Raw genomic sequence first — 10,017 nt, 5'->3', positions numbered from 1 at the left:
CGCACCAACAGGCCGGACACATGACCGCAAGCGACCAGATCAACCAGACGCTTCCATCTTGCAAACAACGGGCCGTCCACACATGGATTGCTTCGTCGCTTCGCTCCTCGCAATGACCGAGCGGCGGCTCTCAGAACAGAAAGTACCGCTGCGCCAGCGGCAGTTCCTTGGCGGGCTCGCAGACCAGTAATTCGCCATCGGCCACCACGGCATAGGTCTCCGGATCGATCTGGATGTCGGGCGTGGCGTCGTTGTGGATCATGCTCTTCTTCGAGATGCCGCCGCGCGTGTTCTCGACCGCGACCATTTCCTTGTCGGTGCCCAGCCGCTGCTTCAGGCCGTTGGCGACCGCAGCCTGCGAGACGAAGACCAGCGAGGTCGAGGTCACGGCCTTGCCGAAGGCGCCGAACATCGGGCGGTAATGCACCGGCTGCGGCGTCGGGATCGAGGCGTTGGGGTCGCCCATCGGGGCTGCCGCGATCATGCCGCCCTTGATGATCAGGTCCGGCTTGGCGCCGAAGAAGGCGGGCGACCAGATCACGAGATCGGCGAGCTTGCCCACGGCGATGGAGCCGATATGGCGCGAGATGCCATGCGAGATCGCCGGGTTGATGGTGTATTTCGCGATATAGCGCTTGGCGCGGAAATTATCCGCCCCCGTGCCGGCATCCTCCGGCAGCGGCCCGCGCTGCAGCTTCATCTTATGAGCAGTCTGCCAGGTCCGGGTGATGACCTCGCCGACGCGGCCCATGGCCTGGCTGTCGGACGACATCATCGAGAGCGCACCGAGATCATGCAGGATGTCCTCGGCCGCGATCGTCTCCTTGCGGATGCGACTCTCGGCGAAGGCGAGATCCTCCGGGATCGAGGGCGAGAGGTGGTGGCAGACCATGAGCATGTCGAGATGCTCATCCAGCGTATTGACCGTGAAGGGCCGCGTCGGATTGGTCGAGGAGGGCAGCACATTGGCCAGCCCCGCCACCTTCATGATGTCGGGCGCATGACCGCCGCCCGCCCCTTCCGTATGGAAGGCGTGGATGGTGCGGCCCCTGAAGGCCTTGATCGTGTCCTCGACGAAGCCCGACTCGTTCAGCGTGTCGGTGTGGATCATCACCTGGACATCATAATCATCCGCGACCGAAAGGCAGTTGTCGATCGCGGCCGGCGTCGTGCCCCAATCCTCATGGAGCTTGAGCGCACAGGCGCCGGCCTCGACCATCTCGATCAACGCGCCGGGCAGCGCCGCATTGCCCTTGCCGGCGAAGGCGAGATTCATCGGGAAGGCGTCGGCCGCCTTGATCATCTGGCCGAGATGCCAGGGGCCGGGCGTGCAGGTGGTCGCGAGCGTGCCATGCGCCGGGCCGGTGCCGCCGCCCAGCATGGTAGTGAGGCCGCTCATCAGCGCGTCCTCGATCTGCTGCGGGCAGATATAGTGGATATGGCTGTCGAAGCCGCCGGCCGTGATGATCTTGCCCTCGCCGGCGATCACCTCGGTGCCGGGCCCGACAATGATGGTCTCGGACGGGTTGAAATTGCCGAAGCCGCTCTGGATGTCGGGATTGCCGGCCTTGCCGATGGCGCAGATGCGGCCCGCCCTGATGCCGATATCGGCTTTCACGATGCCCCAGTGGTCGAGGATCAGCGCGTTGGTGATGACGGTGTCGACCGCACCGTCGGCATTGCGGACCTGGCTCTGGCCCATGCCGTCGCGGATGACCTTGCCGCCGCCGAACTTCACCTCCTCGCCATAGGTGGTGAAATCGCTCTCGACCTTGATGACGAGATCGGTGTCGCCCAGGCGCACCGTATCGCCGGTGGTGGGGCCGAACATCGCGGCATAGGCGTTGCGCGGGAAGGGAAAGGGCATGGCTGCTCCGGCTAGGTCAAAGTCGTAAAACCGGCCTCCGATGGAGCGCCGCGATCGAATGTCATCGTCTCCATGCATCCGGCGTGCCGGTTGATGAGCCCGATCATGGCGTCGCTGAAACCGGATCGGCCCGACCGGGCGATCTCGACCGCCTCCGCCACGCTTTCATGCGCTTCGATGACCAGAACAGCGTTGTCCAGCAAGGCCTCTACGGCCAACAGAAGATCAGCGGGCTTGGCCTTGAACCTGCTCTTCAAGATCCAGGTCAGCTCCGCCAGGACGACGACATTCACAAAACCTGGGCGAGCCGGCGCGAGCTGGCTCAGATAGGCGCGCGCGGCAGGCGACTGGACGGGATCATCGTCCATGAGCGCCCGCAACAGAATATTCGTATCGATGCCAATCAAGCTGCACGGGAGCGCTTGCGCACCGTCATGGTGGCCTTGTCGTCCATGACGACTTGAGCCGCGATCGCCTCATCGTCGCTTGCATAAGCGGGGTCGGCCTTGAGATGGGACAAAAGGCCGAAGAGTGCCGCAACCGGCAGATTGCGAGGGCGCACCATCACGCGCCCATCCGCCAAGCGCGTGAATTCGACCAAGTCGCCTTCCTGCAGGTTCCAGTCACGCCGCAACTCGGCTGGAATCGTCAGCTGCCCCTTCGAACTGACCCGCGCCTCGAAACTCGCCATGGCACCATTCCAAAAATCGCCTACGCCTTACTTATCACGAAAAGTAAGGAACAACTAGAGATTCAGGAATTCTCCGGCCTGGTCGGCCCGGTGTCCGGCGCGTCGGCAAGAGCCGGCTTCGGCTTCGGTTTCTTCTTCGCCTTCCTGACCACCACCTTCGGCCGTTTCGGCTTCATCGCCTGCTGATCCTGCAGCAATTCGAGCTGAACCTGCTGGATTTCGGCGAGGCGCTGCCATTGCCGGGTGATGAGGTGGTCCATCTTCTCGTGGAGATGGCGGATTTCGAGCTCGGCCTTGAGATTGACCTGATAGTCGTTCGAGGAACGCAGCCGGTCTTTCTCCTCCTGCCGCTTCTGGCTCATCATGATGATCGGCGCCTGGATCGCGGCAATGCAGGACAGCACGAGATTGAGCAGGATGAAGGGATAGGGATCGAAGGCCTTGCCCTCGCCGATGATCGCATTGATCGCCATCCAGACGACCAGGACGAGGCCGAAGCTGATCAGGAAGGACCAGGAGCCGCCGAACTTGGCGAGACCATCGGAGAGGCGCTCGCCAAGCGTGCGATGCTCCTCGAAATCATCCTCGATGTTCTCGGCGATCGTCTCCTGCCGCGCGATGCTCTCGGCGACCTCGCGGTCGAGATCGGAATATTCGCCGTGCTCCTCGCGCAGGATCTCCTCGACATATCGTGTGCGATAACGCGCCAGCTCCTTGACGCTGATCAGGCTGTGGTCTTCGAGCTCGGGAAAATCGCGCCTGATATGCTCGACCAGCGTCGGCCGCAGGCTGTCGAGGACGACGAGGTTCTTGCGCGCCATCTCGACGCCGGTGAGCGCGCAGACGCCCTTTTTCTTGCTGAGCTGCGCCACCGCCGCGGCGGGCGGCAGCTCGGCTTCGTTCAGGGTATCACTCATTACCAATCGGTCCGTTCACAGCTTGCCCATCACATCCTGGCGGAAGCCATAGACCTCGCGCTTGCCGGCAAGCGCCACCAATCTCACCTCGCGGGTCTGGCCGGGCTCGAAGCGAACCGCCGTGCCGGCCGGGATGTCGAGCCGGAAGCCGCGCGCCTTGTCGCGCTCGAAGCGCAGCGCCGGGTTGGCCTCGTAGAAATGATAATGCGAGCCGATCTGGATCGGACGATCGCCTGAATTGGCGACGGTGAGCGTCAGGCTCTCGCGGCCCTCATTCATGATCAGGTCGCCCGGCAGCGTCGTGACCTCGCCGGGCTTGAGCCTGCCGGCCGAGCCGCGGATCGGCTCATGCACGGTGACGAGCTTGGTGCCGTCGGGAAAGGTCGCCTCGACCTGGACGTCGTGGATCAGCTCGGCGATGCCGTCCATGACCTGGTCGGCGGTGATGACATGGGCGCCGGCCTCCATCAGATCGGCGACCGATCTGCCGTCGCGCGCACCTTCGACGACGTAGTCGGTGATGAGCGCGACGGCTTCGGGATAGTTCAGCTTGACGCCGCGCTCGAGCCTTCGCCGCGCCACCATGGCAGCCATGGCGACGAGCAGCTTGTCCTTTTCGCGCGGCGTCAGATTCATGCCTTCACCTTTTCGTCTTCATCCTCGGAGGTCTCGCCCTCGGCGACCTCCTCCTCGTCGTCTTCGTCGCCGTCTTCCTCGGACTCGTCGTCCTCGTCCTCATCGCCGTCAAGCTCGGCGTACTCATAGGCGAAGATGATCTCGCCGGTGGCGGGGTCGAAGGTGCTGGAGGTCGATTCATCGAAGGCTTCGATCAGCATCTCCGCATCATCGGGGCCGTCGACATCGAAACGGCGCACCGCCTCCTCGCCCTCGCCGCTCAGAGCGAGCTCGACCGCCCACCCGCGCGCGCCGGTGTCATAGATGCATTTCAGACCGTGGATCGCCAGCATGGTGCTCTCCTCAAATTGACCAGGTGCGCGGCAGCGCACGACCGGTCACATGCCCGAGCAGCGTGACGAGGGCGCGACGGAGCGCCTGCGCATCGCGCGAGAGCAGACGGACCACCAGCAGATCGGAGACGATGCCGGCGCCCGCCTCGACATCAGGAAGGGCGTCAGCGAGCAGCCCGCGCAGATCGTCGAGCTTCGCCAGATGCTCAGGCCCCGCGGCGACCAGCGTGGCTGAGGCGCGCGCACCGGCCGCGATCGCAGGGCGCGCAAGACTCGCCGCCACAGCCCCTTCGAGCCGCAGATCATCGGCGAAGACCAGCCTGCCCTCGCGCCGGATGCGCCAGCGATCGCGCAGCGAGCCGCGCAGCATCGCCTCGCCCATGGCGCTGCGGCCGAAGAACACCGACTCGCAGGCGACCAGCCTGGCATCCGCGGCGAGATCGATCGTCAGGTTGCGCGCGAGCCTGGCGCCCGAGAACAGGATGCTTTCCTGCGGCAGCCAGGCCAGGCTCGCACCCGCCTTGAGCGTGAGGGTTGTCTCGATACGGGTCTCAGTGCCCTGGCTGCGATAGATCTTCTCCGCCGCCTGGCTGGTGATGACGGCGTCGCTTTCGGCCTCCAATACGGCTGCGACCCGCATCGTGTCGCCGCCGGCCATGCCGCCGCCGGTGTTGATCAGCACGGCCTCGCAGCTTGCATCGAAGGTCGTGGGAAAACGGGCGCGGTAGCCGCCCGATTCCGCCAGCTCGAGACGATGCGTCCGCGCCCCGACCCGGCCGAAGCGCAATCGCACGCCACCATCGGCCCGCACATAGGCCGGCAGGAGCGGGTCACTGGCTGCCGGCACGGGCGGCGCGAACATGGCAAACCTTGAAACGAGCGAACGCCGCCAATCTTCCGCGCGGCTCCCGTCCGGGCAAGGGCTTGCGCGAGCCCATCTGCCTAAATTTCAGGCAGAACATTGCCATCAACCGCCGCCAGTCAGGGGCGTTGCACCAGCTGTCGCTGCAGGAAATCCGCCGCGCTGCGATGCGCGGCCCTGGCCTGGCTGGTTCCCGGACGGAGAAAGAAATCATGCCCGGCGCCTTCATAGACATCGAGGCCTGCCGTTGCGCCCAGACCCCGCGCCATCCGCTCCAGATCATGCCCCAGTGACAGCGGGAAAACCCGGTCGCCGCTGCCCCAGATCAGCTGCAAGGGCGGAAGCGCGCGAACCTGCCCGGAGTGGCCCTCGGGAAATCCGCCATCGACCAGGACCAGGGCTGCGATATCGCCATTGTCGGCGGCGCCTGCGGCCGCCACATTCGCGCCCAGCGATATGCCGAGCAGCCCAACTTTCCCGGCATGGCGGGGCCGGGCTTTCAGGAAGGCGGCAGCGGCGCGCGCGGAGCCGATCCAATCGGGAAGACGCTGCGCGTAGTATCGCTTCCGCGCCGCAGCGCCACCGGCCCCGGCAATGACCCGCACATCCTCCCGCGACAGGACATGCAGAAGGAAAACGTCGAGGCCGGCCGCATTGAACGCCTGCGCCATCTCGCCATAAGCGGGCGAGCCGAAGCCCTTGCTGCCGCTCAGGACGACGATGGCGGGGCGCGGCCCCTGGCCTTGGCGTTCATAGGCTTCCATCGCCACGGGCCCGGACGGGGTGGGCACATTGATCTCTCGGCGGGAGATCTCCGTCGCCGGGGCCGCGGCGATCCCGAGCCAGAGCCATGCAAAGGCAGTCAACGCTTTCAGAGACTGTTTGGAAACTCCAGCCCTCATCCTGAGGAGCCGCGCAGCGGCGTCTCGAAGGATGCTCCAGATAGTTCCGGAGCCTCTGCGAGCATCCTTCGAGACGCCATTCCCAAGGGAATGGCTCCTCAGGATGAGGGCTCGCGGAGTTGCCAAACAGTCTTTTCGGACAATCGACAATCAAGGGCTCCGTGCCGGCGAAATGCGAACTGAAAACTAAAGCTCTTCGTCAGCCTGCCTGCACCAGAAAGCGCTCGACCTCCTCGCGCCGCGGCGCGCCGGCACGGCCGCCGAAGCGCGTGCATTTGATCGCGGCGGTCGCCGAGGCGAAACGGACCGCCCTGCGCTCGTCCTGCCCCTCCGCCAGCGCCAGCGCGAAGGCGCCGTGCCAGACATCGCCTGCGCCCAGCGTATCGACCGCCGCGACGGGGAAGGCGGGGATATGCGCGATCGCACCATTCTCGACGAAGAGCACGCCCTCCTTGCCGAGCGTCACGGCAAGCCAGGTCTCGGCACCGCGGGCGATCCTGGCAAGGCCGAGGCGCGGATCCTCCTCCTCCGACAGCTCCCGCAGCGCCTGCGCGCTGAAGGCGACATGGCTCGCGGTCGCGACGAGATCGGGTTGAGGCGGCTTGCGGTCGGCGTCGAGCACGCCCGGCAGGCCGGCCTTGCGCGCCAGCGCCAGGGCGGCGAGCGCGCCCTCGCCCCAGCGCGTATCGGCCAGCACCGCGCCCGCCCCCTCCGGCAGGCTCCCGGGCAGCCAATCCGTCGTCACCGGCATGGCGGGATCGGAATAGGATATCACCATGCGCTCGCCTTCGGCATCGACCAGGATGGCGGAGACCGGCGAGCGCAGGCCGGGCGCGCGGAGGGAGAAGCCGGTGTCGACGCCCTCGCCTTTGAGTTCCGCGACGATCTGGTCCCCGGTCAGGTCGTCGGCGAGCCGCGTCGCCAGCCATGAGCGGCCACCGAGCCGCGCGATCGCGACCGAGGCATTGCCGGCGCAGCCGCCTCCGACCACGGCGAGATCGCGCGAGCGATATTTTTCGCCGCGCGTCGGCATGGTCTCGACGCTGTAGACATAATCGAGCGTGGCGATGCCGAGGCAGAAAACGCCGCTCATGCCGCCGCTGCGCCTACCAAACGCCAGTGTTCGGCATGCTCAGCCAGGGCTCGGCCGGCGGCTTGGGATCGCCCTTCTGCAGGATCTCGATCGAGATGTTGTCGGGCGAGCGGACGAAGGCCATGTTGCCGTCGCGCGGCGGGCGGTTGATCGTGACGCCGGCCTTCATCAGCTTGTCGCAGGTGGCGTAGATATCGTCGACCTCATAGGCGAGGTGACCGAAATTGCGGCCGCCGGTATAGACCTCCGGATCCCAGTTATAGGTCAGTTCCAGCGTCGGGCGACCGCGGCTGCCCTGCTCCCTGACGGTCTCGACCTCGTCGGGCGCGGCCAGGAAGACCAGCGTGAAGCGGCCTTTTTCGTTCTCGATGCGGCGGGTCTCGACCAGCCCGAACTTGGTCACGTAGAAATCGAGCGCTGCGTCGAGATCGGTGACGCGGACCATGGTGTGGAGATAGCGCATCGTGGACTGCCTCTTGTTTCGATCATGGGCGGGTTGATCTCGATCCCGGATCGGGCCAAACCCTGCGCCTTCCTAGCGCATTGCGCGAAAAAGCGGGTACCGGTTTTTCGCTTGAGCAATGCTCCAGGCCTTTATGAAGCATGACTCCGACGAGTGGGAACTGGTTTTCGAACCACCTCCTGCTCTGCCCCATTGATGACAGCCCGATACGGGATTTGCCATGACGAGAACGGATGACGCAGACGAGCGGCCGGCGCCGACCGCGCTGCAGATCAGCGCGATCAAGCGCCGCGCGGCGATGCTGTCCGTGATGGCCACCATCCTGCTCACGGCCGCGAAGGTCGTGGCGGCGATAATCTCGGGCTCGCTGGCCCTGCTGACCGACGCCCTCCAGGGCCTGGTCGATATCGGCTCGACCCTGTTCACCTGGTTTGCCGTCCATGCCGCCGACAAGCCGGCGGATGAGGAGCACCATTACGGCCATGGCAAGCTCGAGGCGCTGGCCGCTTTGGTCGAAACCGCGATCCTGTTCACGCTCGCCGGCGCGATCCTCTGGGAGGCGGGCTCGCGGCTGTGGCAGGGCATTGCCGAATATGTCGCCGTCACGCCCGTGGTCATCGGCGTGATGCTGCTCTCGATGACGGTCGATGCGCTGCGCTGGCGCTCGCTGAGCCGCGTCGCCAAGGAGACCGGCAGCGAGGCGCTGGCCGGAGAAGCGACGCATTTCTCGGCAGATTTCGTCGGCTCCGCGCTGGTGCTGGCTGGCCTCATCGGCGTCTGGGCCGGGGCGCCACGCGCCGACACGATCGCCGCCTTCGCGATCGCGGCCTTCACCGCCTTTTCCGCCTTCAGGCTGGCCCGGCGAACCATCAACACCTTAATGGATGCCGCACCGGAGGGCGTCGGCGAACGCTTGAACAAGATCGCGGCCGCCGTGCCGGGCATCGTGGCGGTCGACTGGATCAGGGTCCGCCCGGCGGGCGGGCGAACCTATGGCGAGATCGGCATCCGCGTCTCGCGCACCTTGCCGCTCGACCGGGTCGTGGCGATCAAGCAGTCGCTGCTCGACGCCGTCGAGCAGGAGGAGCCCGGCGCCGAGATCACCATCACCGCCAACCCGATCCAGGTCGATGACGAGACGGCGCTGGAGAAGGTGCTGCTGATCGCGCTCAAGCTCAAGATCCCGGTGCATCACGTCACCGTCCACACCATTGGCGGGCGGCTCTCGGTGAGCCTCGACATGGAGGTCGACGCCAAACTGCCGCTGGGCGAAGCGCATGACATCGCCACCCGGCTGGAAGCGGCGATCCGGGATGAATTCGGCGGCGAGACGGAGGTCGAAACCCATATCGAACCGATGGAAACCGGCGCACCGGCGGGTCACAACGCCGCCTGGGAGACGGTCGAGGACATCGGCAAGGCCCTGGCGGGCGAAGCCTCAAAACTCGGCGGGCCGATCCACGACATTCACAGCGTCCGCGTGCGCCAGACCGAGAACGGGCTGGTGGTGAACTATCATTGCCGCGTCGACCCCGCGCTCGATGTCGCGGCCGTCCATGCCGCCGTCGATGCGATCGAGCGCGCAGTCCGGATCGCGCGGCCGCGCGTCTGCCGGCTCGTCAGCCATGCAGAGCCGGCGCGCATGGCGACAACGCCCGATCCGCTGCCCGGGTTGTGACCGCCGTTCACAGCCGATGCATTCCAGGTCCACGTCCCGGTGAGAGGTTGCGGCCGCCAAACGCTGTCGCTTCCGAACAGCCGGCATGACGAGGAACATCTCTGATGAAGACTGCCAATTTCGCGACCGCCGCCGTCGCATTCGCCCTGCTCGCCGGCCAGACCCTGTTTACCGGCCAAGCCGCCCTGGCGCAGAGCGCCGATGACGCCAAATGGGTCGGCCAATGCCTGATCGACAATGCCGGCGGCGCGGCCGAGCCGATCGTGCGCAAATACTGCGTCTGCATGAACAACAAGATGAGCGACAACGAGACCCGCTCGATCACGCAATGGGAAAAGAGCAACCCGGCGGCACGCGCCGCCTGCGACAAGGAAGCCGGCTGGCGCTGAGCGCTGGCGTTTTCTCTGCCGTCATTCCGGGCTCGAGCCTTCGGATCGCCCCGGAATGACGGCGGAGCTTCAGCCATGAGCCGGGTCGTAGGCCGATGCTCTTTGATCCTGCATCGACTGACCCGAAAACCGGTTCCCACTTTTCGGGCCGATGCTCTTTGATCCTGCATCGGCTCGCCCGAAAACC

At 65.8% G+C, this 10,017-nt stretch carries 12 protein-coding genes; 2 read left to right on the top strand and 10 right to left on the bottom strand.

The features are described from left to right. Window positions 1-130: 130 nt before the first annotated feature. From ureC to CYD53_RS20535, 10 genes are all read right to left on the bottom strand, one after another. A complete protein-coding gene (gene ureC, locus CYD53_RS20580) occupies window positions 131-1,867 on the bottom strand; it encodes an urease subunit alpha (protein WP_103719948.1) in 1,737 nt (578 codons plus the stop codon). An 11-nt stretch (window positions 1,868-1,878) separates the two neighbouring features. Further along, window positions 1,879-2,274: a PIN domain-containing protein gene (locus tag CYD53_RS20575; protein WP_103719947.1), complete on the bottom strand. Its 396-nt coding sequence runs from the start codon at window positions 2,272-2,274 to the stop codon at window positions 1,879-1,881. Continuing rightward, a complete protein-coding gene (locus CYD53_RS20570; protein ID WP_103719946.1) occupies window positions 2,271-2,558 on the bottom strand; it encodes an AbrB/MazE/SpoVT family DNA-binding domain-containing protein in 288 nt (95 codons plus the stop codon). The genes CYD53_RS20575 and CYD53_RS20570 overlap by 4 nt, the downstream gene beginning before the upstream one ends. Window positions 2,559-2,620: 62 nt before the next feature. Continuing rightward, window positions 2,621-3,481 carry a DUF1003 domain-containing protein gene (locus CYD53_RS20565; protein ID WP_425428327.1) on the bottom strand — a complete coding sequence of 287 codons (861 nt, stop codon included), beginning with the start codon at window positions 3,479-3,481 and terminating at the stop codon, window positions 2,621-2,623. 9 nt (window positions 3,482-3,490) lie between these two features. Continuing rightward, complete coding sequence (locus CYD53_RS20560) at window positions 3,491-4,111, bottom strand: urease subunit gamma (RefSeq protein ID WP_083269318.1); 621 nt, start codon at window positions 4,109-4,111, stop codon at window positions 3,491-3,493. Further along, on the bottom strand, window positions 4,108-4,443 hold the full coding sequence (locus tag CYD53_RS20555) for a hypothetical protein (protein WP_103719944.1): 336 nt from the start codon (window positions 4,441-4,443) through the stop codon (window positions 4,108-4,110). Before CYD53_RS20555 ends, CYD53_RS20560 begins: the two co-directional genes overlap by 4 nt. Before the next feature lie 10 nt (window positions 4,444-4,453). Beyond that, complete coding sequence (locus CYD53_RS20550) at window positions 4,454-5,305, bottom strand: urease accessory protein UreD (RefSeq protein ID WP_103719943.1); 852 nt, start codon at window positions 5,303-5,305, stop codon at window positions 4,454-4,456. A 119-nt stretch (window positions 5,306-5,424) separates the two neighbouring features. Continuing rightward, window positions 5,425-6,096, bottom strand: a complete 672-nt coding sequence (locus CYD53_RS20545) for a dienelactone hydrolase family protein (protein WP_210202390.1) — start codon at window positions 6,094-6,096, stop codon at window positions 5,425-5,427. Window positions 6,097-6,406: 310 nt separating this feature from the next. Then, window positions 6,407-7,300, bottom strand: coding sequence for a PfkB family carbohydrate kinase (locus CYD53_RS20540; protein ID WP_103719941.1), 894 nt, complete (start codon window positions 7,298-7,300; stop codon window positions 6,407-6,409). A gap of 13 nt (window positions 7,301-7,313) precedes the next feature. Beyond that, a complete protein-coding gene (locus CYD53_RS20535) occupies window positions 7,314-7,763 on the bottom strand; it encodes a VOC family protein (RefSeq protein ID WP_103719940.1) in 450 nt (149 codons plus the stop codon). 220 nt (window positions 7,764-7,983) lie between these two features. Between CYD53_RS20535 and CYD53_RS20530 the strand changes: the two genes are divergently transcribed. Beyond that, window positions 7,984-9,441 carry a cation-efflux pump gene (locus CYD53_RS20530; protein WP_103719939.1) on the top strand — a complete coding sequence of 486 codons (1,458 nt, stop codon included), beginning with the start codon at window positions 7,984-7,986 and terminating at the stop codon, window positions 9,439-9,441. A gap of 104 nt (window positions 9,442-9,545) precedes the next feature. After that, window positions 9,546-9,830 carry a hypothetical protein gene (locus tag CYD53_RS20525; protein WP_103719938.1) on the top strand — a complete coding sequence of 95 codons (285 nt, stop codon included), beginning with the start codon at window positions 9,546-9,548 and terminating at the stop codon, window positions 9,828-9,830. Window positions 9,831-10,017: the final 187 nt, after the last annotated feature.

The sequence above is a fragment of the Allobosea psychrotolerans genome (genome assembly GCF_002917105.1).
Lineage (GTDB): Bacteria > Pseudomonadota > Alphaproteobacteria > Rhizobiales > Beijerinckiaceae > Allobosea > Allobosea psychrotolerans.
Note: the sequence above shows the minus strand (reverse complement) of the source record. Positions and strands in the feature narration are given on the sequence as shown.

Bases quoted from the DNA above. Each gene is read 5' to 3' on its own strand.
- CYD53_RS20525 (WP_103719938.1), top strand. From the start codon at position 9,546: ATGAAGACTGCCAATTTCGCGACCGCCGCCGTCGCATTCGCCCTGCTC.
- CYD53_RS20530 (WP_103719939.1), top strand. From the start codon at position 7,984: ATGACGAGAACGGATGACGCAGACGAGCGGCCGGCGCCGACCGCGCTG.
- CYD53_RS20570 (WP_103719946.1), bottom strand. From the start codon at position 2,558: ATGGCGAGTTTCGAGGCGCGGGTCAGTTCGAAGGGGCAGCTGACGATT.
- ureC (WP_103719948.1), bottom strand. From the start codon at position 1,867: ATGCCCTTTCCCTTCCCGCGCAACGCCTATGCCGCGATGTTCGGCCCC.
- CYD53_RS20560 (WP_083269318.1), bottom strand. From the start codon at position 4,111: ATGAATCTGACGCCGCGCGAAAAGGACAAGCTGCTCGTCGCCATGGCT.
- CYD53_RS20540 (WP_103719941.1), bottom strand. From the start codon at position 7,300: ATGAGCGGCGTTTTCTGCCTCGGCATCGCCACGCTCGATTATGTCTAC.
- CYD53_RS20555 (WP_103719944.1), bottom strand. From the start codon at position 4,443: ATGCTGGCGATCCACGGTCTGAAATGCATCTATGACACCGGCGCGCGC.
- CYD53_RS20535 (WP_103719940.1), bottom strand. From the start codon at position 7,763: ATGCGCTATCTCCACACCATGGTCCGCGTCACCGATCTCGACGCAGCG.
- CYD53_RS20550 (WP_103719943.1), bottom strand. From the start codon at position 5,305: ATGTTCGCGCCGCCCGTGCCGGCAGCCAGTGACCCGCTCCTGCCGGCC.